Below are 25,936 nucleotides of genomic sequence, written 5' to 3'. Positions count from 1 at the left end.
GCTAGTACCGCAACCGCGGTGCAATTAGAGAGTTAAACTGAAGCCAGTTAGATATCTAAAACTCATCAAATTCCGGGACACTGCCAAGCCGAATGAGGAAACTTGGTGATCCGACTTCGCCACTGTTCGGATCCTCACTGACCATGTAGGCATCGGCGCCAGCGCAATCGTCGGATTGCGCTTCTCTTTCTGCTCTGTTTTGTGCTTCCGCTGCCGTGGAGTATTCAAATTGCTTGCCAATTTTCAAGCTTCCTTGCCCTCCGCGTCCTGGCTTCCGTTCCACATATGTTTGGCAGATGTAGTGAACTTTTTCTGAGCTCTCATCTGAGAGTGTCATGGCAATATCCTTGAAACGAGTACGGGCGCTATTGATGCATGAGATAAACAGTGCTCGCTAGCCACTTTGTTTGTGTTTCGCTCAATCAAGTCGCGCGGAGAGGAGGGCCAACGATCCAGTCACCGCTTTTTGACGGGCTTCGGCGGACAGGCTTCAGATGGTGTCGGCGCATCCCTTTCGAGCCGAGTTTTGCGGAGCCGGGCATTTTTGATCTGTCTTTGCTCTGCTTCTTCGTTGACCATCTCCCTAACGACCCGAGATGTTTTGTCCATCGGTGTTTCCGCGTTGGGGATTTGTGCTTTGAAAAGGGCTGTTTTTGTCCGCTTAGCCAATGGTCATTCTCCTTACCGTTTTCAATGGAGCATTTATCAATTGAGTATTTCAAATCGATGCCAGGTGATTGCCTGGTCCTTGAGAGACACGCGCGTTTTGTGAAGGATTGCGATGGAGCAGCTTTGTCTGAACGTCAGGAGCAGACATAGCTTTCATCAACGCGCTATAGTTCATTTGGAACCTCATTTCCGATCCCACGCTCTGTGTCGAATGGGACGTGCCGATAACAAGATGATCGCTTGTTGCACCGATGAGCCTGTTTCGAGGCGGCATAGAAAGCCCGAAAACATCCGTATCTTGCTGGCCAATGGCGAGAACTAATTGTGTGCTCTGTCCACTTTTTGGGACAAGGTGAAGTCTTTTGAATACCGGGTCGCAGATGCTCTGAGGGTGAGTTGCAGGTTTGGACCCCGTTTCAATGACTTCGGCGACAAGCGTAAAGGCATCCGTATACATCCCACCTATCTGATCTCCGGAAACCGGATCAACGCCCAGAAGTACTGCTTCCCCCAGCCTTAGATCGTTGATGCGACCAGCTGGATGTCCACCGAAGGCCCAAGGAAGGTTGGCCGAGTTACCGCCAGACACCGTCCGAAGGAAGGGACCACACTGCCCCTCAGTGTCATTCGCCAGGACGGACAAGGCGTCCATGTCTGCAGCATTTGGGGCAATTCCGCTCAGACATGCGAAGTTTGCTCCGATGCCCTTCAATGCGACACCGGGCATTTCCACCACTTGCTGTGCAATTGAGGCGAGGTCTTCTGGCATGATCCCTTCGCGCAGATCGCCCATCTCAACCATCAGGATAATGCCGTGAATGCAGTCTTTCCGGATCGCGGCGGCGGCCAGAGCGGTAATCACGAGGATCTCTGTGTTGTAGCTTGCCTCACAGTACTGGACGACCTGATCGACCTGGCTCAGCGTTGGTGTACGGATCAAGGTGATCGGGCATGTCATGCCCGCATTGCGTAGCTTCCGCACGTTACTAAGACGAGCTTCTGCAAGTCCCACAGCGCCACCGTCCAGCATGGCCTGAGCGATGGTTGGATGCCCGCACACTGCTTTGGTCACACCGGTGACGCTGATGCCGCGTGTCTTGAGGCGCCCGACCATAGTCTTCGCATTGTGGCGTATCTTGCTCATATGCACCTCAATGCGAGGGGTGTTCATATCGCAGCCACAGGTGCGGATTGATGTAAAACAGGATAGGCGGCGACAACCATTGCAAGCAAATGCGATGCCGGCCGGCTGAGTACATCCGTTACGGGTAACCCGAGTATTTGTGACTGTGCGGCGATAGTGTCGGTAATCTCGGCCTCAGACATCCTCTCGTGATTGAGTGTGACGCCGATGACTTTTGTGTCAGCAAACGCTTCGATAAGGGCAATTTCACTTGCAGGCTTGGGCATTGGCATATTGTGAAAATCACAGCGATGTGCACGCTTTGGAGCGTGCTGAAGGATGACGGCGTCCGGCTGGCTGCCCCGAAGGATAAAGGCGGATGTGCAGAAGGCCGGATGACTCAACGCCCCTTGGCCTTCGATCAATATGACATCGGGTTGTTCCGCCTCGGAAGCGTCAACGATCGCGCCTTCAAGCTCGCCGCAACAAAACTGCGGCGGCACGGCATCCATTGCCACACCATATTTTGCGCCCTGCATCAAACCCGTCTGACCCGTACCAACAAGAACAGTCTTGATGCCCCTTGCGTTCAAGGCGCGGGCTAATACGGTCGCTGTTGTCCGTTTTCCAATGGCGCAATCGGTTCCAAGAACCGCTATGCGCAGTGCCTTCACACCTGCAATACTTCCGTCGAACAGGCGCATATCCTTGCTGGGTTTAGGTTTTCGAATGTCTCGGATGGTGACTTTGCGTTCGGCCGCAAAAGACGCAATTTCCGGATCATCGCTCAAATACTCATGCAATCCACTGACGATGTTCATACCTAGTGATATCGCGTCGAGAACAACGTCGCGATCTGTCGATGAGAGTCTCCCCGTAGAAGGCGCCATTCCGTAAATGAGGGTATCTGGGATGATGGCTTCATGGACGACAGCAGCATCCAGACTTCTGAATACAGGAATGTGGTTTACTGCATCATCAAGAACCAGTCCGCTGTCTTCGCCGTCGTGATCTCTATCGATGACAGACAGGATCCTGTAGGCCTCTGAATGACGAACAAGGCCATTTGCAGTTTTGCCGTCAATTTTTGCGAAGTTACCCTGGCAATAGACAATCGCAGTTGGTGGCAAGACGATCTGAGTGGCCGAGGTGGATCTTAGGGATTTATCGTTGGTCAATGGCGGCGCTTGTGCACCACTGACGTGACGACGGATCGTGTTTACCGCGCTAAAGTCGGTTTTCATGATGTTTCCTTTTTGTGGTCGTCGCCGAAGGCAACGTTGTCGTCACCATCGGGTAATGAGGTCGAAATAATCGTGCCGCGCGCTCAGTTATCGAGAATGCATAGACCCTTAGATAACTGGAAATTCTTGTTGCAGTCCCAACGGTTTCCGGACCTGTCGAGATGGGCATTCGCAGGAAGGTCTATTATTTCACAGCTCACACCTGAGGTTGCGTATCCCCGCTCGCACTTCCATCCCGTGCCGTAGGTTGCATCGTCCAAGTAAGCATGTTCAGGGATCACAATGGCCGTGCACAAGCCATCCTGTTCAATGAACCCGCGTTCGCATGTCCAGGGTTGGCCGTATCTTGATGAATTCAGATACCCGTTGGCTGGGACTACAATGGCGACGCAAAGGTTGTCCAATGCTTCAAACCCACGTTTGCATTCCCACGCGGGCCCATAGGTCGTGGCTGCCAGATATGCGTTAGCCGGCACCACAATTTCTTGGCACGTGTCGTCGATTTTGAGAAAACCACGAGAGCATTGCCAACGCTCACCTGATGGACCAAGAAATCCGCCTTCAGGTACAATCACCGCAACACAGGCCGTATCATCGTTCTTGCGAAAACCACGAAGACATTCCCAACCAGAGCCATAGGTGCGGTTGGTCGGATACGCATTTTCTGGTACTATAACAATGGCGCAGCCATCGCCACTCAGCCTGTACCCGGCGTTACATTTCCAGCCGTCACCGTAGCTCTCTGCAGTGGCATTTTCAGGCACAGGTTGCGATGTGGATTGAGCATATGCAGGCGTTGAAGACAGAAGCAGAGCACCGATTGGGAGCACAATCAGAGCCGCAATCATCTGAATACCTAGTGACAGATGCGCTCCCCAGATCGCCTGACAGAGTTGCGGCATTGCCTTTGAGTTATGATCCATCCAGCTCAAGCCTCGCAATACAGGCATCTGCAAGGTCGCGGCTTGGCGTTTCCGACCCCGGCAGCGTAGCCCAACCCGTATCCATCATAGCCTTGCGGCGATTGAAGCCAGAGGCCTCTTGGAGGGTTAAGATGATTTCTTCTCGCTTGGGGTCAGCAGCTGACCTGTTCAGGCAAACCGGCACCATCGCGAGCGTCACTTCTTCGCTTGCATGATCCTTAGCCAATTCTTGAGCGCTGCCACTGGTTGTCCAGCCTCCCCAAGTAAAGCCAAGGATTGAGACCGCAATCGCACCACACAAAGCACCGTAGATGCCTGGTTTCGTCCATTCCGGAAATGTCATTTTTAGATCCTTTGGCGGAGAAAGCGCCGCCTCGCTGTTTTGTCTCTTTCCACTACAAACGGATCAACTCGCGTCACAAGCGATGCGGTCGTGCGCGATGTCATCGGCAACCTTCCCAAACATCAGACCCCAACTAGAGGGCGTGACAGCTGAATTTTCATGATGGAAGAACGTAGTTCACTCTGGCAGGCAAATTGCCCAGGCCGCAGAAAACCAGAACTTTAGTACACTCTACATAGCCCCACAGCGGCTGAATTGCAACGTTCGTCGACCTACCACTGTTTCCAAGGCCCCCAATGCCGATGAAAGAAATGGGCGCAAGCCAGCGTTCACCTAGTATATCGGCAAATCCGTAGCCACTTATGTGATCTCTTTGGTATGCTACTCTGAAGCCGAAATTCACTGCATCAACACCAAAGGCATCTAAGGGCTCATTCCGGACTTCGGTGACGTCGCAGAAAGGTTCCCTTCCCCGCCAAATACTGATGACTCGGACGGCCCAAAACCGCCATCCAACTTCACCTTCAACTTTGCAATGGAACTTCCTTGAAGCGGACATTAGCTCCGCGCGAAAAATACTGGCAACTCTCAACCGGATATCTTCTTTACGTACTTAGACTTCAGTCCCATCTGGCCAATTCCCGGCACTTTGCAGTCAATGTCGTGATCCCCATACACAAGTCGAATGCTTCGAACTTTGGTCCCCACTTTGACGACGGAAGAAGATCCCTTAACCTTTAAATCCTTGATCACTGTTACTGCGTCACCGTCATGAAGCACATTGCCAACGCTGTCGCGCACCTCTTGCACCGCATCCGATGGCAACCCCGGCTCCCATTCATGCCCACACTCTGGGCAATTTAACAAAGCATCTACCTGATAGGAGAACGCAGAAGAACATTCAGGACAAGGTGGTAATGTATCGGCCATAGCAAAGCTATAGCGTCCCTATCGACGGCTAGCCACACCTCTTCAAGAAGAGAGGCCCCATAAGATACATTCAGCGCCCATCTCGGATGCTGCGGTCGCTGCCCGCGATGCCGCCTTTTACTAATTTGAGCTGAACGTCCGCTTGGCGAGGTTTGTGACTTGCTGCACAAGCGAAGTCTCAAATGGCAGTGAAGGTCCGGTAGGGGCTCACAAGAGACCTCGGAGATGGCGCAGCATAGCCCCCTGCCCCTTTGCTGATGGATCTCGATTTCGGCCCTTTGCTGACTTTCACCAAACCAAAGATACCGCATTGCAGCGTTGCCAAAGCGGACTTTTGTTAACTGCACCGAACTTTAATCAGCTGTTCTGAAGTTTCGAATTCTGACACTGGTCAGGCGCAAGTCATTCGCGTCTTTCAGACCATCCCCTCCTGAAAGAAGTTGGCGCTTCGCCGTAGCGTTTCTTGAATTGTACCGTAAGTTGGGTAGCGCTGCTGAAGCCTGTAGCTGCCGCAATTTCGGCAACCGCCATCTCGGTCTCGCTGAGCAATGCGTAAGCCCTCGCGACGCGCAGTTCGATGTAAAATTGCACAGGTGAAATTTCGACATACTTTTGGAAGAGACGCTCCAACTGACGACGCGATATCTGTACGGCTTCTGCTATTTCAGAGATATCCAACGGCTCTTCCAGGTTTTCGTGCATGATCTGCATGGCGTTGATCAGGTATTGGTTGCGGCTGCCCAGGGCCACCGAGAAGGCTGATTTCTGAAGCGTTTTGCTGTTGTTGGATCGGAAGTGGATGCACATGTCCGATACGATGACCGCCAGATCGTTTCCGAAGTCGGATTCGATCATGTCCAACATCATGTCAGTTGCGGCACTTCCACCGCCACATGTCATGAGCTCGTTGTCGATTTCATACAGGTTTGCCGATGGCTCCAGATCGACAAAATTTTCGACGAAAGCCGGGTGGTTTTCCCAGTGCAATGTGAACCTTTTCCCTGACAGCACCCCGGCCTTCGCAAGGGCAAAAGCGCCCGTGCAAATACCACCCAGATTACAGCCAAAGGTTCTCTGTCGACTGATCCACGACAGGACTTTGGGGTTTGTACTCTCCGCCGGTTCAATGCCTGAGCAAACAAATAGCCGCGAGGATCGCGGAAGATTGCGCAATGCAAAATCCGGCGTTATTTCAATCCCGTTCGAACAAGAAACCGGAGTTCCGTCTTCGGTGATCAGAAACCACTTGTACAGTTCTTTGTTTGTGACCTGATTGGCAATCCTCAGAGGTTCCACCGCGGCGCTAAAGGCCAGCATGGTCAGCTTTGGCAACAGCAGGAAGTAGATTTCCCTGGCTGATCCATCATAGTCTATTCGATAGCTGGCCGCGCCTTTAGGGACAAAGTTTCTCGGGTCCATATCTCTCCTCCCAGTATCGACCAAGACGGATGAAGGGCACCAACACCTGTTGCGGTGTTGGTGCAGAACGGTCAGGTGGTCATCTGCGCAACAGGCTCACCGCTTTCTTCCCACGAACGGATCTCATCTTCGCTCGCCTTTGGTGAGAAGAGCCCGGTCATGGCATAGATGATACCGATGACCGGTGACAGCCAGCAAGCAAACGCGAGCGGTATATACAGCAGGTTTTCGAAGTTCCCGTCCGCAATACCCAAACCAAGTGCAGTGATTACAAAAGCACCACCTGCATTCCACGGGATCAGAGGGGACACCAGCGTTCCGCCTTCCTCGACTGCCCGGGACAGGTTCAGCGGTGAATAGCCCATCGCGCGATAGACGGGCGCATACATTCGGCCCGGCAGTGCGATGGACAGGTATGGGTCGCCCGCAACGGTATTGGTGGCGACAGATGTCATGATAGCCGAGATCTGTATTCCAGCGAACGTCTTCACTTTCGAGATGACAACTTTGATGATGGCCTGAAGACAGCCCACGCGCTCAAGCGCTCCGCCAAAACCCAGGGCCAGCAGCACCAGTGAAATCGTCCACATCATCGACTGAATGCCTCCGCGGTTCAGCAGGGGATCGATCTCCGGAACACCAGTATCAATCGAGTATCCGCTGTTGGCGAAGGTGAACGTCTCATGTAGCCCGGCCCCCTGACAGAAGATAGCCATGATGCCGCCCGCAACGGCCCCTGCAAACAACGATGGGATCGGAGGTTGTTTCATGACGGCCAATACGATGACCAGGACAGCCGGAAACAGCATGATTGGCGAAATCCAGAACGCATCATCCAATGCAGTCGTAATTGCGTGAATGCGGTCAAACGAAACCTGAGACGTGTCAATCAGAGTGAACCCGACGACAAAGTAGATCACCAGCGCGATCAGCATCGAAGGAACTGTCGTTGGGAGCATATTGCGAATGTGGTCGAACAGATTGGTCCCTGTCACTGCTGGGGCCAGGTTTGTCGTGTCCGACAAAGGCGAGATTTTGTCTCCGAAAAATGCGCCAGAGACCACCGCCCCCGCCGTCCAATACATTGGGATACCAAACCCGGCACCGATCCCCATCAGCGCCAGGCCGACCGTGCCAGTTGTTCCCCACGAGGTGCCCAATGAAACAGAGACTATAGAGCAAAGGATCATTCCTGCGGCAAGGAAAAGCTCGGGCGACAAGATCTTGAGACCGTAATAGATCAGCGTCGGGACGGTGCCGCTTGCGATCCATACACCGATGATCATGCCAACTGTGATCAGTATCGAGACCGAAGGCAGAGAGATATTGATGACGTGGAACACGCCTTCTTCAATGCTGGGCCATTTGTGACCCAACATGAGGCCAACGATGCCAGTAATAGCGATCCCGAATGCGAGAGGGATGTGCGGTGTAAAGTCACCGAAATAGAATAGCTGCAGCCCAAGTACACACAGGGTGAGTACTATTGGCACAAGCGCCAGCACCAAGCCGGGTTGCCGTATATTGTCTTCATTCGCAGACATATTGGTCTCCTCCATTGGAATGATCCAAAACCGTTATGATCTGCGAAAGAAACCAAATATGCCGGTATGGGACCGTCGGCCTGTGCGCACATCCTGTTAGAATTTGCGACATAGGTGCATCGGGTTTCGGCTTCTTCGAATGAATTGAAGACCGACCAATGCGATAGAACCCGGCAAATTGCCCCGTGTACTGCGCCCGCCTAAACTGCGCAAACCAACGGACTATGCGACGAAAATTGGAAACCGGCCCTTAAGAGACATTCACCGACCTGCCGCGATGCTGCGGTCGCAGTCCGCGTTCCGGCCATTCGCTGCGGGTGCGAAATCAAGCCGCTGGCGAACTGGTGAGCGGGACCTAGAAGTCTTTCGCTGCATCGCCGTAGTGATGTTCCGAGGTCGCATCGTCTGCTTTCAAAAGATGACAAAACTAGAACGTTGTCCTAACTTCGCTGTATGAGAGCTCGCCTTGCTGTGATCTTGATGGCCGACCTGGTCGGCTATACGTCCGCAATGGAGGCGGATCAGTCGCTCGCAATCGAGTTGGTCCGCGAACTTCGTGATAAACGTCTAGAGCCCGAGGCCGTACGAAGAGGCGGCGAGATACTGAAACGGATGGGTGATGGATGGATCATTGCCTTTCCATCGGTTTCAGCGGCAATCGAAACCGCTCAATTTGTACAATTGGCATTGGTCAACAATGAGAAAATCAGGCTGAGGATGGCCGCACATCTCGGGGAGATCGTTCAAGACGAGACTGACATTTATGGCGCCGGCATCAACATCACCGCGCGCCTGCAAACCGAGGCGCCACCCGGCGGAGTGATGATCTCCGAAGACCTCAAGCGGCAGTTGGACGAAAAGCTGTCAGAGGGTTTCAGCGATGCGGGTACATTCGATTTAAAGAACCTTGCCAATCCGGTGAACGGGTTTCAATGGCGGCCCGCAACGCAGCGTGAAGTTGAGCACACCGATTTGCCTTCCATTGCAGTGGAGCCGGTCACAAGTGCTCCCGAAACGAGAGAAACGCTTGAGGTTTGTGCCGATCTGCAGGAGCAATTGGTTCACAGTCTTTCGCGCCGTACTGGTGTGCGTGTGATCGCAACAGATTCAACGTTCGAGACCGAAGCAACGTATAGCCTAAGGTGCAGGTTGCGCTGCCGGGAGACAGAAGCAAGAATTTCGTCCAGCCTTATCCGGTTAGGAGATGGGCAGGTGACTTGGTCGCGCTTTTTAAACGGAGATGCAGAGAACCTGTTTGAATTGACCGACCGGGCCGCAGAACAGCTCTCGGACGAATTGCGTCTACAGATCAACGCGTTTGACGGTGACCGACTTAGCGACATTCCAGACGATCAATTGAGCCCCAGTGAGTTGAGATCCCGAGCGGCTATGCTGTTTTATCGTGCCACCGTCGAGGACTATAATCATGCAGGTAAATTGCTGGAGCGAGCACTTCGACTTGATCCCGCGAATGGGTCCGGGCTTGCGATGTGGTGTGAAGCCAAGCTGTACCCTTTGGAAGCGTGCTATCGCGAGGCCGGTCCTGATTTGCGCACGCGGATCATCGAGTTGTCGAACAAGGCTGTTCAGGCTGCGCCACGCTCCGACTATTGCTGGTACACGCGGGCGCAGGTGCGCGCGCGCCTCGCGGGCGATCTGCATGGTGCACGGAAAGACATCAGTAGAATTTTCCGACTGAATCCCAGCTACGTTTTGGGCATGGAGGCGAGCGGTTACACCGAACTAATTGCCGGCAACTGGGAGGCTGCTCGGAAGAGTTTGGCAGAAGCTGTCGATCGTTCCGCCGAGGATCCGTTTCTGCCGTACCGGCTTTATCCACTTTCGATTGCCCACATGATGGCAGGTGATCAGCAACTCGCGCTTGAAGCAATTTCGGACGCGACTGAAATGCGTCCCTACTGTCGACACTTCTGGTTGGTGAAGGCGTGGATACTAAGGAAGTCAGGAATGCATTCTGACGCGGAAACTGCCGCAGAGCGGGCGGAAGTACTGTTGGAAAAAGCGGACATCCTAGCACAGAACCTTCATCTGCCTGACCCCATCAGAGAGGCGATTGGGTTGCCGGGCGATCCGATCCAAGCATAGAGGTCCAAATGGTATACGAGTGCGAAGGTTTAGAGCCGCTTTGGGCTCTGAGCTGATCTCAGAGGCAGTGCAGAATAGCCCCCTGCCCCTCCACTGACAAATCTCGAGGACGACCCATTGCCGGCATTGCCAACGCAAATCTACGCGGCAACGCGGCTCGACCCACGGCGGGCCATTGCCACGTCATCAAGCGCTGCAATTCAGCTTCATCGGGCCTACCGTTCACCAAGACTGAATAATTGGGGCGCATACGAGCTCGCAATGCGTGGGACAGCCCATTTATCTGACAGAATCGATTCAGATTTTTCTGTTTTCCAAACTAGTCATTCAGGTAGACCGGCTACGCGCAGATGGTCTATCAGGCGGTCGAGACTGGCGGGTTACTTATACTTATAGTTCATTCTCACCCACCAATAATTCAACGGCGCGTTTGGCATCCAGCAACTTCCTTTTTAGTGCCGGGACAGGGTCAGTCCGCTTGTCCCGATGCCTTGAGGTAGCGCGCCATTCCCTCGATGTTTTCCTCACGCCACGCAGCATACTGCCCCCAGTGCTTATAGTCCTCCATCACAACTTCGGCTTTCAGTTGCTCAACGGATTTGCCCGCCTTCAGACCGTCAAGCACTGCTGCCTGCAACTCGACCATGTAGGTATGCGCGTCATCAAGATCGGCTTTCGTTCCCACAGCCCCGTGCCCGGGTGCAAAGATCTCGAAATCCAGCGTCTGGGCGGTTTCAAGCTGCTTGAACCACCCGCCGATATCAAAGCGGGCAAAATCGCGGAACGGAAGCCGTTTGGGAGCCGCAACATCAACGATGAAGGCGACGTTTTCGGGACGAACAATGGTGACCAGCATGTGGTTGTCGTGACCAGCGCCAAGGTTGGCCAACTCTATTGTCTTGCCGCCGATCTCCAGCGTATGCATATCGCCCACGCGCAGATCTGGAGTAACACCGTCGATCGTTTCGGGGGCATCCTTATGCGCGATCACCGTGGCGCCGTCATGGGCGCCGCCGCCGGAGGCGTGGTCACCATGACTGTGGGAATATATCAGATGGCTGATCCGATCCCCACCGATCTGATCGAGGTTAGAATTCAGCCAAATCCCGGCTTCAGCATTGATAGGATCAACCCGAATAATTCCTTCATCTGTCGCCACAAGAAGTGAGTTGTGAAAGTTGTTTCTCATCAAATAGACGTCGCCTGCGACTGGTTCGATGCTGCGCTTCACGTCTTGCGCAAATGTCGGAGTAGCCAAAACAGCCAACAAAAAGCCTATAAGTATTTTCATCGTGCCCTCCCGAAATCAAAGAGTGAAATAGAAGAAGTATGCGGCAAACCGCCAAATCCGAGGCGTCACGTTCCCGTGAGCCAATCAAGTGGCGGAAGTTCCCAGGCATATTGAACCAGCTATCCGAGGCGACGCAAAGTCGCACACTCGAAAAACCTCGACTTATCCTGGAAGGCGCATCTGTTTGGAGATGACCTGTTCCGTACAAAGGACAGGCTTGCCAACTCTTTCAAAGCGATACCCCAAAGCGTGGAAGCAAATGCGACCATTCTTGCGGTCATTCAGCAGGATTTCCCATGCAAATTCGGCGCAATCCAAACTATGAGTCCGAACCGGTTCTTTGGATCGGGTTATCCGGTCAATCGGCAGCGGAGTAATAGTCGACTGCGGAAAGGCGAATGAAACGGATACATCAGATACACCCTCGAAACACAGAGCAACCTGGCAAAGGGAAAATCGGAAATGTCCGTCGTCTTGCCGGATCCACTCCTCAATATGGTCAATATCGAGGTGTAGTTCGCTGGCCCAATCGTCGTTGTCCGGGTCGGGCGTAACCAGCCTAAAGGCGTAGATGGAGTCATCGTGGAACTCATGGGTGACATCCTTAAAGAGCTTCCGATTTTCATCCATGGCGATCACTCAAATCCGACTTGTAGCTGACACACTCGATTTCAGGGTTTCAGCCATACTAAGATGCCAACATGCCAGAACAAACGACAACAGCAGAAACTCTTACAACTCTGATCAAAGCTGCATTTGATTGTCTCGAACCACCCTCAGATGATGAGCTTCTACATCCCGATTGTATGGATGACGTGGATATTCTTGAGTTTTACGGTGGCGTCAAATGGCAAGAGATGACCGATCGGATGATCGTATACGGGTACGCTGCCCCAACAGCTTTCAGCCCAAAAGCATTTCAGTATTATTTGCCTGCTTATCTGATTTGGACGCTGCGCAATCCAGACAGCCCGGAATACGCCAGTGAAAGCATTATTCAGGCGCTTGACCCCGGCACATCGAAAGAAATGCTGCACGATTTCAGGAAGTCAAAGTTCAGCCTCCTATCACTGGAACAGAAGGAAGCAGTTCGGAGGTTTTTGTGCCATTTCGCCAACCATCCTGATCTTGGTGAAGATGCAGAAAGGGCATTGTTAAATTACTGGTCAATTGAAAGACAATGATGCGCGACTACGTTCAACAAAGCGCTCATATTTTTTGGTGCTCAGCTGCCAACACCACTGAAGTTTCTTATTCGCCTGCTGTCGGCTATGCTTCATCCATGTCAAACCTCTCCGACCGAAGACTGGCCGCTATTCTGGCTGCGGATGTGGCAAACTATTCCAAACTCATGGGGGAGGATGAAACCGCCACATTGACCGCGCTGCGCCGCTTTCGAAGCGACATTCTTACTCCAATAGTTGATGAGCATGACGGTAGAGTGATTAAAAGCATGGGAGACGGCTGGCTGGTCGAATTTCCCAGCGTGGTCAATGGCATCAAGTGCGCAATAGTTGTCCAAAACAAACTGGCCAATGATCCTCAGTTCAGATTGAGGATGGGAATGCACAGCGGCGATGTAAGTTTTGCCGATGAAGACGTCTATGGCGACGGTGTAAACGTGGCCGCACGTCTTCAGAACTTGGCTGAGCCTGGCTCACTCGTGATTTCAGAAACTGCCCGGCGTAGCATAGATGCTAAGCTTTCAGACCAATTCACCTGTCTTGGTTCTCAGAAACTCAAAAACATCACAGAGCCTTTGGTCGCTTATGGTTGGGGAATGTCAGCATCGGCTATCCAGAGGTACCATTTTGAATTGCCGGAACGACCTTCGATTGCGGTTTTGGTATTCGACAATTTATCCGACGATGCGGATCAGAGCTTTTTTGCCGAAGGTATGGCAGAAGATGTCATCTCTGCACTGTCCAGGTTTCACTGGTTCTTCGTAATCTCTCGAAATACAAGCTTTTCCTACCAGGGTCGCACTGTCGGGGCAGAGCAAGTCGCCCGTGATCTGGGAGTTCAATACGTTCTGGAGGGTAGCGTTCGAAGGGCCGGCAACAAGGTTCGCGTCTCAGCACAACTGATCGACGCCGTTGCAAACCACTACGTCTGGACCGAGCGATTTGACAGTGTAATTGAAGACATCTTCGACCTGCAGGACGAGATCACGCAAAAAATTGTAGGCGCAGTCGCACCTGAATATCTATCTGCAGAAATGCAACGGGCACGGCGCAAGGTGGTACCACGGATGGACGCCTGGGAACTGACCGCGCGCGCGCATTGGCATATTTCACAATTCACAAAAGCCGACATAGCCGAAGCCCAGAACCTGTTGCTGAAAGCTGTCGAGTTGGATTCGCAAAGCTCATTCGGGCTGGCAGACTTATCTTTCACCCATCTGATGAATAGCGTGAACGGCTGGAGTGACGATCCTGACGCCTCGAAGGCCGAGGCAATAAGCTTGGCGCAACGGGCGGTTTCGATGAACGGCCGCGACGCGTATGCGATGGCCCTGCTTGGTGCGGCGGATTTGTTTTCAGGTCATCATCGGGACGCTGTAAAGAAGTTGCAGGATGCCATAGTCCTCAACCCCAACGACCCCCATGCCTACGCTTTGTTTGCCAGATCTCAGGTTTATTTGGGCGACGGTAAAGAAGCCCTCAGTAACATCAAGACCGCGATCAGGCTCAGCCCACGCGATCCTTTAATAGCTTTGTGGTACTCCATTCGCTCACTATGTTGTTTCATAGCAGGCCAACACGAAGAAGCCATTGATTGGGCCGAAGCGTCAGTCCGCATCCAGCCCAATCGTAGCAGCTCTTATCTGGATATTGCTGTGAACAATGCCCTATGCGGCAAGTTGGATGACGCTAGGCAAGCCGTTTTCGACCTGAAACGCCTTGACCCTGACACCTCACTCCATTTGGCAGAGCGCACGCATCCCTTCGCGCGATCGGAAGACCGCACGCGCTATCAAAAGGGTTTGCGCGCAGCGGGTTTGAGTAGGTAAGTGCGGCCCTAATCGGATGAGGTGGGTGGCTCCTGCTCCACCGGCATCGAATGTGCCAAAATGCAGTTATCATCGACTGCTAGGAAAGGAGCCACCCAATGACAGTTAAAACCGTAGGCCTGGATTTGGCCAAGGATGTTTTTCAAGTGCACGGCATTTCGGAGAACGGTCGAGTGATTTTCAACAGAGCCATCAAACGCGCAAAGCTGCTCCGCTTCTTTGAGACGCTTCCACCCTGCAGGGTCGGGATGGAAGCCTGCGGGTCGTCCCACCATTGGGGCCGCCAGCTGCGCAAGCTTGGCCATGACGTAAAGCTAATGCCAGCAAACTATGTGAAGCCTTATGTCAAACGCGGAAAGACAGATGCGGTAGACGCGGAGGCAATTTGCGAAGCCGTCAAGCGCCCGACGATGCGCTTTGTCGAGATCAAGACCGAGGATCAACAGGCTATTCTATCGATCCACCGCACGCGGGATCTGGCAGTCCGGCAGCGCACCCAGCTGGCCAATATGATCCGCAGCCTGTTGCGCGAGTTCGGGCATATCTTGCCTATCGGGATCGAAGCGGTAACGGCCTTTGCTAAGCGCCACCTTGACGGTGATCACCCGGACATGCCCGAGATCGCGAACGGAATGCTTGGTATCCAGTGCTATCAGTTTATCGGTTTGAACGAGCGCATCGAAGGTTACTCAAAGATGATCAAACAACATGCTCTGATAAATGCTGATGCGCGCAGATTGATGCGCATGCCAGGAATTGGGCCAATAACGGCATCGGCCATTGTCGCGACGATCGGGGACGCAAAACAATTCCGCACCGGGCGCGATCTGGCGGCTTGGCTGGGGCTGACCCCGCTCAACAAATCCAGTGGCGGCAAAGAGCGATTGGGCAAGATCACAAAGGCTGGCGACCGCTACATTCGCAAGCTGCTGGTCGTGGGCATGACGTCTCGCGCTGTGATGGCGAAACGTTCGCCAGAAAAGGTTGATCTGTGGACAGCCAAGATCATTGCCGACAAACCATTCCGGCTGGCAACAGTCGCGATGGCAAACAAGGCAGCGCGGTCCATCTGGGCGATGCTCACAAAGAAACAGGAATATCGGCAGCCAGCGTTCTAACTGCGCTGACTGTCTACGAGATGCAAGACGTTGAAGTGATGATGCGGAATTAAGTCAACCAAGAGCAAGGAAACTCCGGGAATGGCTGCGGCCCTCTTCAGAGGCCGATAACCCGATTGGAACCTCGCTCGCGGAATTCATCCACTGCCCGGCAGGGCATTGCGCAGCAATGTCCCGATAGGGAAGGCCAGTGGAGGCAATGCCAAAACACAAACAGGCCGGACAGACGACGGTACTGACGAAAATGACCGCAAACATCGACAGAAAACGCTTGCAATGCAGGAGCCACCCACAGAGGTCATTTATCGGGTAAGCTCACGCCGCAATGCAGCTTCACCGAACCGGGCATTCGCTGCGGGCGCAAAATCCAAAGGTAGTTGAACTCACGCTCTGTGGACGAAGCACCAATTCGCTGCGCTCAGCCACGGCCAGAATTATTTTGATTGAAGAGCGTGCAAACATAGCCAGTTTCAGCTCACATTATGTAACAACGCGAGCTGCTGTAACGATTTATCCGTGCGCGCAGCTCGAGCTCTTATTCCGGTAGGCCCGCCGATTTCAAAAGATCTATCCGGCGTTGCCGTTCGGCCGGGTCAGTGGTTTGCTTGTGCCAGAACTCGTGTTTGGAGATGCTGTAGTTCGGAAATACTCGAAGCACCTCGCTCGCCGCTTGTCTGGCTGCTTCGATATCGTTGGCTTCGAGATGCATCACTGTACGATATCGGTAACAGGAAACGTATTCAGGCGCCAGTTCGAGACAATGCCCGAATGCCTCGTCGGCTTCGTCAAATCGGTCTAAGTTAGTTAAAACGATTCCGTGAATACTGTAATAGTACGGGGGTGGCAGTGGATTGAGACGAAATGCGCGTTGCGTCAGCTTCAACGCTTCCTCGATACGAGATGATTCAGAGGTATAATACGCCAGAATTATCAGATTGTCGGCATTTCCAGGGTACAGTTCGACAGCAATTTCCGCTTGTTGAGAGGCCTTTCCGAAATCTTCTTCGTACAAGGCAATCTCGGCTAACAACATATGTGGATCCCCGAAATCGGGGTCGGCAGCGATGGCCCTGTTCGTGGCATCCAGGGACTTTTGTTTGTAGCTTTCGATATCATCGGTCATGCCAAGCCACACGTGAGACCAGTAAAGCCATCCGAGTTCTACCCAGGCAGCGGCAAAACCCGGATCTCGGGTCAAGGCTTCCTCGATCAATGGCAGTGCGCTAACAACATCCTGCTCACTGAAAGTTAATCTCAATGCGCGGCCCTGCAGGTAGAGATCATACGCCCGTGTATCCTTTGTTTGACCACGCCAGCGACGGGCCTGCTCGCCCTCGGATAGTTTGACGTCCAGAGTCTCGACGATCTTGCTTGTCAGTTCATCCTGAACCGCAAATATATCGCCATTGGGTCGATCCCAGCGCTCGGCCCAGAGATGATTACCTGAAACCGCGTCAATCAACTGTGCGTTTACCCTCAACCTATCACCCGCCTTACGTACACTACCTTCAATCAGAAATCGAACTCCCAGTTTTTCGCCGATTTCCCGCACATCGAGTTGCTTTCCTTTGAAAGCGAAGCTCGAGTTGCGGGCGATGACGGTGAGCCCGCGCAGCTTGGACAGATCGGTAATCAGATCCTCGCTCAGGCCATTGGCGAAATAGTCCTGGGCAGAATTGTCCGAGAGGTTGTCAAAAGGCAGCACGGCGATCACCGGTGCGTCCGCAACCGACGGCTCCTTCCCGCCCCCACCGCCGGCTAGTCCCTGCAGCCACCACCAAGCGCCACCGACGCCAAGGGCGAGGAGCAGCACCAGCGTGGCGGCGATAAGCACCCAGCGCGGCGGGCGCCGGTGCTCGGCTGAGACTGCTGGGGCGCCGTCTTTGCTCGATAAGACCTGAAATACACGCACCGGACGAGCGATATTCTTGACTTCGCGCTCGCCGAGGTCGCTGAAGTGGAACGACAGCTTGTCGCGAATCTGTTCGTATACGTTCTGGCTCACGCAGATGCCGCCGGGTTCGGCCAAGCCTTCAAGGCGCGAGGCGATGTTGACACCATCACCGTAGATATCGTCGCCTTCGATGATGATATCGCCGACATTGATGCCGATGCGAAGCTGCAGGCGCTCACCATCGTCACTGTCGAGCGTCCGTTCGGCCACGTGTCTTTGGATCGAAACGGCGCAGCTGACGGCGGCGACAACCGAAGGGAATTCGACCAAAAACCCGTCACCCATCAACTTGAACAGACGACCGCTATGCTCGGCCAGCAAAGGTTCTATCAACTCAGTTCGGAGTTGCCGCAGCCGGGTCAGCGTACCCGTTTCATCCTCCCCCATCAGCCGGCTGTAGCCCACTACATCTGCGGCAAGAATAGCCGCGAGCCGTCGCTGTACAGCATTGTCCGACATTGAAATCTCCTCTGCCTATGGCAATGATTTCACACCTAGGGTCAGGATGCATTGATTTTCAAAGCGCTGCATGATTCACGGTTCGAAAAACGGAGCGGTGATATGAGCGACCTTTTCTGGCTGACTGACGAGCAGATGGCCAAACTTTCCCCTTTCTTCCCGCGGTCGCATGGCAAGCCACAGCTCGATGACAAGAGGGTGCTGAGCGGGATTATCTTCATCAATCGCAATGGGTTGCGGTGGCGGGACGCTCCCAAAGAATACGGGCCGCACAAGACGCTTTATAGCCGGTGGAAGCGTTGGAGTGAGAAAGGTATCTTCGCTCGGATGATGGTCGGCTTGGCAGCCGAACACGGCGAGGAAAAGACCGTGATGATCGACGCAACCTATCTGAAAGCACATCGTATCGCGACCAGCATGGCCGCGAAAAAGGGAGGCGCGGCCGCCTGATTGGCCGAACCAAGGGCGGCATGAATACCAAACTGCATGCTATCTGTGACAGCCAAGGGCGACCGATCAGCCTTTTTGTCACCGCTGGCCAAGTCAGTGACTACATCGGTGCGCGAGCGCTACTGAGCAGTATACCAGAAGTCGACTGGCTGCTCGGGGATCGCGGCTATGATGCAGATTGATTCCGAGACGCGTTGAAAGACAAAGGAATAAGCGCCTGCATCCCAGGTCGAAAGCAACGCAAGACAACCGTGAAGTATGACAAGCGCCGATACGAACGACGCAACCGTATTGAGATCATGTTTGGTAGGCTCAAGGACTGGAGGCGCGTAGCGATACGTTATGATCACTGTCCCAAAATCTTCCTGTCCGCAATCGCCCTCGCAGCAACCGTCATCTATTGGTTATGAATCCCGACCCTAGGGCGGAGAAAACAAAAATACTTATGAGGCCAAAGGGGCCGAATTCCTTTTAGCCCGAAGGGCAATCAATAAAATGAGTACGGCGTAAGCCGGTGCAGCATTGTCCCTTTCCCCACACCACACAGACCTTGCGGACGGCCCAAACTTGCCGTTCAGTAGTTGAGTTCATGCAGAGGTGTAATTGCCTAAAGCGGGCCCTGAGAACTGTGTGCGGAGCCTCCTTGCCCACGGACAACCAAGCCGCTGATTGGACTATTCTGACGCGTCGAAAGAAATGCTACAGTCCTCGCATTGCAATCAAAGGAGTTTTCTTGTGCGCTCTGTTGTCCTCACCATAGCCACCCTCTTACTATCCGCCTGTGTGTCAAACCACACGGTCTCGAATACCGACCTGCCGTTCTTTGGCGACGGCTATCGCGCCGAGGGCGATCAATGTCGCCGGATCGGTGAGGATGATTTTACCAATCAGTTACTCGATGACGCTGCCGACTTGGTCGGTTGCCCTGAAGACATGGAGAATCTGGGTGTTTTTGTCATCGACACTGGAGCTGTCGAAGTAGGTCGCAAAGACGGTTACATACTATTCTCTGTCCCCTTGCGTTAGTCTGCGTGCCGAGTTGGAGAATACGCCCGTTATAGCATACGGCGTTGAAACATAAACTATTTGTCAAGGACGGCCCAATCCTGACCTTCGCCCTACCTTCAAGATGCTGCGGTCGAAGCCCGCTATCCGGACATTCGCCGCTGCTGCGAAATCTTGGTCAGCGCAAACTCACAGGTCACGGACAAGGCAGACGTGCCTGCTCTTTGCCGCGAGGTCCGCATGTAACCCGTTGCGGCCATCTAATAGGATCCTAGCCAACCCTGGTTTGCAGCGAATAAACCGATCGCAAAGAACCCACTTTCTTCGATGCATCGTTTTAAGCTCTCAGCCCATTTGGCATTGTTGTCCCCGCCTACGACCCATCTTTACTGCACTTGTTTCTTTTGACGAGCCTCCAATGCCATCTCGTCGAGAATACCGAAAGCCACAGGATAAAAATTCTCGAATAGTTCGATCACCGCAGCTTCCTCCTCGGGATGATGTATTCCCTCGGCATCAGTAAGCCGCCCCATTCGAAACACGATCTCGGTGCCTTCATCTACAGGGACTAACTCATAGGTCTCCAAATTAGTAAGACCCTCAATAGACGAATTGTGTAGAATATCAGTCACATAATCGAATGGATGCCAGTCAACGATCAGCATCTGAAAGTGAGCGGCTTCATGAATGCAGTGCAAACGAATGCCGGCCGAAGTGCGCGATGCATCCCCTTCCCGATAGGCGTCTTTCAACATCATCCAGCGCATCTTGAGGTGGGGATCTGTGAGCATTTCCCAAGCCACTACCGGTGGTGCGTTTAGTATGTGCCGGGTTGTGAACACGGCATCCTCGTCGGTAACGCGGACGGGTCCGGCGATCTCCCGGTATCGTTGCCAAGCAGCAGCAAGGTCATAGACCCGCATGGGTACGTCACCAAAGTGCTCGAACTGAGCGCTGTATTGCATGAGTTCAGATTTGATGCCCATTGCCTGATACGCGTCTTCCGAGAATAGGGCGTAGCTGCGGATACCTGTATCCTCCTTCACATTGGTCTTCGCCATGCGATGCACGAGTATGACGTCAGCACCGGAAATATCTTTCATCGGTCCGATCGACAGTTCTTCAAATTTCCCGTGATGCGCAAGAATCTTCAGATCGAGATCGGCTACGTTGCGACATGCGTTGCAGGGGCAAGTCGTGTTTTGCACAATGTTCCGACGGCGTTCAGCGAACGCCCGATATAGGCTTTCACATATATTGAGGAAAGTTTCGCCGGAAGGGAATGGCCCACTCGAATAAGCGAGAACAGCGTCACCTTCGAGGCCCCGCAACTTCATCGGGTCCTTCAGTTCCATCACAATTGCCTCAAGCAAAGAATGGATGATTGGGTTGGCGTGTTCCAACTCCGACCGGGTCAAGTATCCAGTGTAACCGGTAATATCGGCGATGAGCAGATAACCTGACTGAATAGACATAATCACAAAAATCCCAAATTCGAACGTCAAAACATATGGTAGACAGCGAATTTATTTCGGGCAATGTAGTTCAGGAACAAAAACTGAATGCCCGGAAATGGCACCAGGCTGACGTTAGTTGTTGATAATTGATCGCCTCCTACGGGCTCAAAGCCGGACTCGGAGGCGACGCAGAAAATCCCCTGCCCTTCAATTGATAGGCCTCGTTGACGGCCCACAGTCGACATTCGTTGATCAGCTGCGCGCCGTGCCGCAGCTTCACCAGACGGGCCATTCGCTGTATCTTCGAACTTCAGGTACGAGCGAACTAACCCGCATTCACCGGGTGGCTGACGAGCTGTGGCAACGCGGCCAAAGCCAACCCAAATCGTATCCCGTTTCTCAAGTATTTGGCTGGGCCAACTCAGATAGGGCACCTTAGATGAGCAGAGACTCAAGCTCCTGTGGTAGTCTGAGGACATCAGCGAGAAACTTGGGAGGGAAAGATGTCGGATGTTGATACAGTAAAGGCACTCGACGCGGCCATAATTGATGGGATCAACGCAAAGGACGCAAGTAAGGCAACAGCACCCTACGCCGAAGATGGCGCGGCCATGCCGCCGGGAGCGCCGATAATGTCAGGTCATGTTGCCATTCGAGAGTATTGGCAGGCAGCAATTGACGGCGGCCTGAGTGACGTCGTGGCCAACCTGACCGAGGCACATGTCAGCGGAGACTTTGCGGTTACTACGGGAACATTGACGGGCTCCATGGGCGGACAAAAACTCGCTGGAAAGTACATACTCTATTTCCGCAAAGGCGACGATGATTGGAAGGTTCAGTGCGACATCTGGAACTTCGACGCATAAAGTCTACGAAACGGCCAAGCGGTAATATCAACCGCTTTGTGTTGACAGGTTGTGCCTATCGAAAGTCGCCTGTGCAGCGAGGCGACATGATCACTATCTGCGCAGTCCAGCCGCCGGGTCGTTTCTTGCTACACCTATTTCAAGGACAACGCTGACCTTACATTATCCAGTGTTGGGGCCTCCATCTGACCATTGGGTGGAGTAGTTCTATTTGGATTGGTTGAGTTGCTCATTCATGTCGGCAAAGGACACGGCCCAGAATTCTAACAGGAATGCAGAACATTCCTGTTCGGAAATTTCCGAACGCGCGCCATCGGCATCAGTTGCCATACCCATTGTGTAGCGCAGCTCGGTGCCCGTATTTGTTTCTGTCAGATGGTAGGTCTCAGGGAAGCTGATGTCCGGTCGCGCAGGGTCCAGAATGCGCGTCGAAAAATAATCAAAGGGTTCCCAATCTGTGACACGATAGAAAAATTGGGCCATTTCGTGTGCGCAATGATAGCCCGACCCCGGGCCAAGGCGTCCTAGGGGATTCTCCATCTTGATATCGCTGACGCTATTCATCCACTTCAGTTTGTGTTCGGGAGCGACGAGAGCCTCCCAAACGACCCCAATGGGAGCGTCGAAATGATATCGCATAGTCCACACGCCATCCTGTTCTTCGAGGAAATCGCGTTGGCGATCAGCGCGCATTTTTTCCCATGATTTGGCCAAATCGTAGACCTTCATGCGGACTTCGCCAAAATGTTCGATGTCCTGCGAAAAAGGCTCCATTATATCACCGATGTCCATGGCGTCTGCGGCCGCTTCGCTGAACAGGGCATAGCTTCGAATACTGGTGTTCTCAGCAACATCTGTCTTGGTCATCCGGTGAACCAGTATGACATCGGCTCCCGAAATGTCTTTTGTCGGACCAAGCTGCATCTCGTCAAATTGGCCGTGATGGGCGATGATTTTGAGGTCCAGATTGCCAACATTGGCGCAAGCTCGGCATGGGCATGTCGTATTAGCAATTATGTCCTGCCGCCTAAGGGTAAATGCGTTGTACAGGTTTTCGCAGATGGTCAGAAACGTCTCTCCTGATGGGAAATCCTGACGTGTGGAATATGCCAAAACAGCATCTCCTTCAGTTTTCCAAAAGTGCAGCGGGTCACCAACTTGCTCAAGCAAAACTCCCAGAAGAGATTGCAGGATGGGATTGGCATGGTCCATTTCCGAGGATGTCAAAAATTGTGTGTAACCCGAAATATCTGCGATCAGCAGATACCCAGTATGTGTTGCTGTCATTGTCCCCCTCCCCAAAGAGCGACTGGTACGACTTTTGCACCAGTACTGGAAAGGTACACATAAGCCTCTGTCATGACTAGACGAGCCAAGGAGCTCTCAATTTCAGATTGTCGTAGTCGACCGCTTCGGGCGGCTCTGTCGCAAAATTTTAGCCAAGATGTTACACCAACGTTTGGGTTAATCCAGTTTGTGGTTGATATGTGACAGAGCCATTGAAATCCGAGCACGCCGGTAGCCTGACAGTGATCATCCAAATTTTCGAAACAGTTGACACCTTGTTAATTTGCGAACTAGCTTTTTCAACGCTCCTGAACACTGGACCGCTGGCAATGCTCAGTGAAGCCGGAATTTCGGCGTGAACGCGTTACCGATTGGGGATTGACGGTATGGTGACACCCGAAAATGGCAGTGGCAATGTCTGTTAAAACTGCTACCCGCGAAGAAACACACCAAAATGAGGTCCGGATCGTCCAATCCGTACAGGCCCAACTCAACTTGCCAGCGCTGATGCTTGGGCTCGCAGTGAGTTCCGGGATTGTCGCTTACCTGGATTGGTCTGCGACGGTCTCAAGCTATGCGATCTATCCGCTGGCGCTATCAATATTGTTGTTGTTTTTTCCGTTGAGAAGTTGGCTACGGCTTCGCGGCAAGCCTCGACCCACCAGCGTCAGTGTCCGGCGTATTAAGGCGCTAGAACGTTTTACCTACCTGATGGGCGTTGTTTGGGCGGTCATTGTTTACCTCATCATGGCGGACTTAAGCCCGACCAATAACGCCTTTGTCATGGCAACCATATTCTGTTTGTGTTTCGCGGCCGTCGGCTTGAACCCGAGCCTGCCGCGCGCAGCCGGGTTCTACTGTGGTGTCACCTTGTTTTCATTATTGTTGAGTTCGCTGGAAAATGAAGTTCTTCGCCCAGACATCCTGGTGATCGCGGTCAGTATGATCGCACTAATTCTTGCTCGAATGATTTTGCAGAACTGGCGATATGTGAATCGTAATGTTGGGTTAAATCACGAAACACTTTTGGCTAAATCGGCGCTTGAACGTGTATCAAATCAACTTTCCCACTATATTTCACCACAGCTCTACGAGGCGATCTTTCGGGGTGATCAGCGGGTGGTGATTGAATCAAAACGAAAAAAGCTGACAGTCTTCTTTTCCGACATTGTGAACTTTACCGAAATTACGGACCGGCTTGAGCCCGAAGAAATGACAGGGCTCTTAAACAGATACTTGGCCGCCATGTCGGTCATTGCAAACGAACATGAGGCAAATTTCGATAAATTCATCGGGGATGCGATGATGTTTTACTTCGGCGACCCTGAGACCAGAGGCGTCACTGAGGATGCCTCAGCTTGTGTGCAAATGGCGATTTCAATGCAGAAGCGGTTGAGCGAACTCGAGATCGAATGGCTGGAACAGGGGCTAATCGACCAGCCTTTCAAAACACGCATTGGTATCAACACCGGCTACTGTACCGTCGGAAATTTTGGCAGCGAACACAGGATGGATTACACCATTATTGGCAGTGAAGTTAATCTCGCCGCCCGCCTCCAATCCCATGCCGCTCCGGGCGGTATCTTGATGAGCGCTGAAACCTATGCCCAGGTGCGCAGCTGGCTGCAGGCTGAAGAATGCGACGCGATTTCCATGAAGGGCTTCCCAAAACCTATCCGAACCTTCGAGGCTCAGATCGACTCGGACCCAAAGGCGACCGGTGATCGTGTCCTACAGCGCAAGATCGAAGGGATGAGCGTTACAATCGACCTCAATAGAATTGAGCGAACAGAGTCGATTGTCGCGCTGAAGAGCATTCTAGATGAGCTGGAGCACTAGCGAGACACAGAGCCTGGCGCCGTAGTCAATTGCTCCCGTGACAGCATCGCCGAATTGTTGAGCCTTTGCAGAAAGTTTTGAGTCGTTAGTGCCAACCTCAGATGCAGCGCGATATCTGATCTATATGCCTAACCCGCCCGGTCCTGGACGGCCCATAATAGACATTCACCACCCAACTAAATTTCTACGGTCACAGCCCGCTTTGCGGCCATTCGCTGCAATCGCAAGAGCCCTGGAGTTTGGTGAACTGACACTCCGCGGACATTTATTGCATTCGCAGTTTTGAGAAACCCGCGAATAGTTCTCCGCACCGGTCAATACTCGAGAAGTATCATTGCACCTAGCCAGCGACCTGTCGCTCGTAATCCACGGCATCGAACCAGCCTAATGAATTGGTGATACGACAGTTTTCGTCCAGTTCCCATTCTTCCCAGCCACTGGCCTTGACGTGGTTACCCGTATCCAAGTGATGCCCTTCGAGCGTCCAACCAAAGATGGCGTGATCCCCGGCAAATCGAACAAAGTCCCTTGTAAGTTTCATGTCGGGAAAAGAGGCCATGAACCCACCGGCCATGGCTATTATGGCTTCGCTCCCGAATTGATTTTCTCCCCGGTTGATCGTGATGCCCTTGTCAGGAGCATAGTGATCAGCGACCGCCTCGGGATTTCCTGAGTTCCATGCCGTAGTGTATGTCTCGGTCATTTTTTCAAACGCATCTTTGTTCAGTCGCATACCAGCTTTCCCATCTCCAAGTCCCAAGCCAACCTAGTTAGCTCCCTGCTCTCATGTCCACAGGCCACAAAAGGTGTTGTTCTGTTGCAATTTGAGCAAACTCGACGACTGGGAATTATTCATTGCCCAAACTGTCTTGATCGGGAACACTAAAATTCTTAGA

General features: G+C 52.9%; 22 protein-coding genes and 1 pseudogene. 8 read left to right on the top strand and 15 right to left on the bottom strand.

All coding sequences use genetic code 11. From position 1 onward, the window contains the following. Positions 1-55 precede the first annotated feature (55 nt). The 9 genes from SJY13_RS18190 to nhaC all read right to left on the bottom strand — a co-directional run bounded on the left by SJY13_RS18190 (position 56) and on the right by nhaC (position 8,195). A complete protein-coding gene (locus tag SJY13_RS18190; RefSeq protein WP_377192918.1) occupies positions 56-337 on the bottom strand; it encodes a hypothetical protein in 282 nt (93 codons plus the stop codon). Between the two features lie 119 nt (positions 338-456). After that, positions 457-669 (bottom strand): hypothetical protein, encoded by a 213-nt coding sequence (locus SJY13_RS18185; RefSeq protein ID WP_377192916.1) that lies wholly within the window; start codon positions 667-669, stop codon positions 457-459. A 49-nt stretch (positions 670-718) separates the two neighbouring features. Next, positions 719-1,813, bottom strand: coding sequence for an alanine/ornithine racemase family PLP-dependent enzyme (locus SJY13_RS18180; RefSeq protein WP_377193704.1), 1,095 nt, complete (start codon positions 1,811-1,813; stop codon positions 719-721). Between the two features lie 23 nt (positions 1,814-1,836). Next, positions 1,837-3,036, bottom strand: coding sequence for a DUF1611 domain-containing protein (locus SJY13_RS18175; protein WP_377192914.1), 1,200 nt, complete (start codon positions 3,034-3,036; stop codon positions 1,837-1,839). An 83-nt stretch (positions 3,037-3,119) separates the two neighbouring features. Then, the gene (locus tag SJY13_RS18170; RefSeq protein ID WP_377192912.1) at positions 3,120-3,959 is read right to left on the bottom strand and encodes a hypothetical protein; all 840 of its coding nucleotides are present in this window, start codon (positions 3,957-3,959) and stop codon (positions 3,120-3,122) included. Continuing rightward, the gene (locus tag SJY13_RS18165) at positions 3,949-4,302 is read right to left on the bottom strand and encodes a hypothetical protein (protein WP_377192910.1); all 354 of its coding nucleotides are present in this window, start codon (positions 4,300-4,302) and stop codon (positions 3,949-3,951) included. The genes SJY13_RS18170 and SJY13_RS18165 overlap by 11 nt, the downstream gene beginning before the upstream one ends. Positions 4,303-4,890: 588 nt before the next feature. Then, positions 4,891-5,232, bottom strand: coding sequence for a zinc ribbon domain-containing protein YjdM (locus tag SJY13_RS18160; RefSeq protein ID WP_377192908.1), 342 nt, complete (start codon positions 5,230-5,232; stop codon positions 4,891-4,893). A 402-nt stretch (positions 5,233-5,634) separates the two neighbouring features. Further along, positions 5,635-6,651 (bottom strand): GlxA family transcriptional regulator, encoded by a 1,017-nt coding sequence (locus SJY13_RS18155; RefSeq protein ID WP_377192906.1) that lies wholly within the window; start codon positions 6,649-6,651, stop codon positions 5,635-5,637. A 71-nt stretch (positions 6,652-6,722) separates the two neighbouring features. Continuing rightward, a complete protein-coding gene (gene nhaC, locus SJY13_RS18150) occupies positions 6,723-8,195 on the bottom strand; it encodes a Na+/H+ antiporter NhaC (protein WP_377192904.1) in 1,473 nt (490 codons plus the stop codon). Between the two features lie 480 nt (positions 8,196-8,675). On the opposite strand from nhaC, the gene SJY13_RS18145 reads away from it, so the two are divergent. Then, a complete protein-coding gene (locus SJY13_RS18145; RefSeq protein WP_377192902.1) occupies positions 8,676-10,301 on the top strand; it encodes a hypothetical protein in 1,626 nt (541 codons plus the stop codon). 469 nt (positions 10,302-10,770) lie between these two features. Here SJY13_RS18145 and SJY13_RS18140 read toward each other — a convergent pair whose 3' ends face one another. Next, entirely contained in the window at positions 10,771-11,592 is an 822-nt protein-coding gene (locus SJY13_RS18140; RefSeq protein WP_377192900.1) for a hypothetical protein, read from the bottom strand. Positions 11,593-11,754: 162 nt separating this feature from the next. After that, positions 11,755-12,231, bottom strand: a complete 477-nt coding sequence (locus tag SJY13_RS18135) for a hypothetical protein (RefSeq protein WP_377192898.1) — start codon at positions 12,229-12,231, stop codon at positions 11,755-11,757. 62 nt (positions 12,232-12,293) lie between these two features. Here SJY13_RS18135 and SJY13_RS18130 point away from each other — a divergent pair, with 62 nt between their 5' ends. The 3 genes from SJY13_RS18130 (at position 12,294) to SJY13_RS18120 (ending at position 15,723) form a co-directional block, all read left to right on the top strand. After that, entirely contained in the window at positions 12,294-12,776 is a 483-nt protein-coding gene (locus SJY13_RS18130; RefSeq protein ID WP_377192896.1) for a DUF6714 family protein, read from the top strand. Beyond that, entirely contained in the window at positions 12,776-14,605 is a 1,830-nt protein-coding gene (locus SJY13_RS18125; RefSeq protein WP_377192894.1) for a tetratricopeptide repeat protein, read from the top strand. The genes SJY13_RS18130 and SJY13_RS18125 overlap by 1 nt, the downstream gene beginning before the upstream one ends. 98 nt (positions 14,606-14,703) lie before the next feature. Beyond that, the gene (locus SJY13_RS18120) at positions 14,704-15,723 is read left to right on the top strand and encodes an IS110 family transposase (protein ID WP_377192892.1); all 1,020 of its coding nucleotides are present in this window, start codon (positions 14,704-14,706) and stop codon (positions 15,721-15,723) included. 535 nt (positions 15,724-16,258) lie between these two features. On the opposite strand, the gene SJY13_RS18115 is transcribed toward SJY13_RS18120, so the two are convergent. Continuing rightward, complete coding sequence (locus SJY13_RS18115) at positions 16,259-18,136, bottom strand: adenylate/guanylate cyclase domain-containing protein (protein ID WP_377192890.1); 1,878 nt, start codon at positions 18,134-18,136, stop codon at positions 16,259-16,261. 102 nt (positions 18,137-18,238) lie between these two features. Here SJY13_RS18115 and SJY13_RS18110 point away from each other — a divergent pair. Continuing rightward, positions 18,239-18,996, top strand: a pseudogene (locus tag SJY13_RS18110) (IS5 family transposase). A 325-nt stretch (positions 18,997-19,321) separates the two neighbouring features. Next, positions 19,322-19,612, top strand: coding sequence for a hypothetical protein (locus SJY13_RS18105; protein ID WP_377192888.1), 291 nt, complete (start codon positions 19,322-19,324; stop codon positions 19,610-19,612). Between the two features lie 365 nt (positions 19,613-19,977). Here SJY13_RS18105 and SJY13_RS18100 read toward each other — a convergent pair whose 3' ends face one another. Beyond that, complete coding sequence (locus tag SJY13_RS18100; protein WP_377192886.1) at positions 19,978-21,066, bottom strand: DUF2652 domain-containing protein; 1,089 nt, start codon at positions 21,064-21,066, stop codon at positions 19,978-19,980. Positions 21,067-21,551: 485 nt separating this feature from the next. On the opposite strand from SJY13_RS18100, the gene SJY13_RS18095 reads away from it, so the two are divergent. Beyond that, complete coding sequence (locus tag SJY13_RS18095) at positions 21,552-21,914, top strand: YybH family protein (protein WP_377192884.1); 363 nt, start codon at positions 21,552-21,554, stop codon at positions 21,912-21,914. 207 nt (positions 21,915-22,121) lie between these two features. Here SJY13_RS18095 and SJY13_RS18090 read toward each other — a convergent pair whose 3' ends face one another. Beyond that, positions 22,122-23,201, bottom strand: coding sequence for a DUF2652 domain-containing protein (locus SJY13_RS18090; RefSeq protein ID WP_377192882.1), 1,080 nt, complete (start codon positions 23,199-23,201; stop codon positions 22,122-22,124). Positions 23,202-23,615: 414 nt separating this feature from the next. On the opposite strand from SJY13_RS18090, the gene SJY13_RS18085 reads away from it, so the two are divergent. Further along, on the top strand, positions 23,616-25,040 hold the full coding sequence (locus SJY13_RS18085; RefSeq protein ID WP_377192880.1) for an adenylate/guanylate cyclase domain-containing protein: 1,425 nt from the start codon (positions 23,616-23,618) through the stop codon (positions 25,038-25,040). A gap of 340 nt (positions 25,041-25,380) precedes the next feature. Here the strand turns inward: SJY13_RS18085 and SJY13_RS18080 are convergent, their stop codons facing one another. Continuing rightward, on the bottom strand, positions 25,381-25,773 hold the full coding sequence (locus SJY13_RS18080) for an SgcJ/EcaC family oxidoreductase (protein WP_377192878.1): 393 nt from the start codon (positions 25,771-25,773) through the stop codon (positions 25,381-25,383). Positions 25,774-25,936: the final 163 nt, after the last annotated feature.

Source organism: Ruegeria meonggei, assembly GCF_042768335.1.
Lineage (GTDB): Bacteria > Pseudomonadota > Alphaproteobacteria > Rhodobacterales > Rhodobacteraceae > Ruegeria > Ruegeria meonggei.
Note: the sequence above shows the minus strand (reverse complement) of the source record. Positions and strands in the feature narration are given on the sequence as shown.